The 581-nt window shown below is 50.8% G+C and carries 1 protein-coding gene; it reads left to right on the top strand.

Features of this window, described 5'->3' with window-relative positions:
• Nucleotides 1-543: IS66 family transposase (locus Afil_RS10710; RefSeq protein ID WP_230268543.1), on the top strand; the 543-nt coding region annotated here is incomplete at its 5' end.
• Nucleotides 544-581: the final 38 nt, after the last annotated feature.

Here is a 581-nt window from a genome sequence, read left to right as displayed (position 1 = left end):
ATCTATGAAGAGAACCAGATGGCTGTCTATAAGTTTTTCCCTTACAAGAAACAGGAGTTCGTAATCGCCCTCCTTGGCGGTTCTTTTCGTCATGCCCTTATGACAGACGGGCTTTATGCATATGCCAACTACTATGGCCCCTGCAGAAAGCTCAACTGTATGGCCCATGCGAGAAGAAAGATCTTCGAAGCCATCAAAGTCCGGTCAGACTTCGCGCAGTATCAGGCAGACGTCCTGAAGTGGGAAAAGACCACACTGGAGAACGACGAAGAGGCCGCAGAAGCGGCAGCCCAGCTGGACGAAACAGAGAGACCCGAACCAAGTCCGGGTCTCCAGATTCTGCTCACAGCCCTGTCTCTGTTCGGGAAGCTCTACCACATCGAATCCCACGTTGCTTCTTACTCGCACGAGGCGAGAACCGAAGTTCGGCAGGAACTTTCAAAGCCCTGCTTTGGGACATGTCAAAAATTTTGTGTAAATTCGTTTTTGGTGGTAAAAACATTTGGCCGTTTCGAAGGCCCGAAACACGTCGCTGGACGATGAGCGATTGAAAATTTCTGGAGCGGCCCTTTATAGCGGGC

Source organism: Allobaculum fili (assembly GCF_020969955.1).
In the GTDB taxonomy this organism is placed as follows: domain Bacteria; phylum Bacillota_I; class Bacilli_A; order Erysipelotrichales; family Erysipelotrichaceae; genus Allobaculum; species Allobaculum fili.
This window is presented reverse-complemented; position numbering and strand designations above follow the sequence as displayed.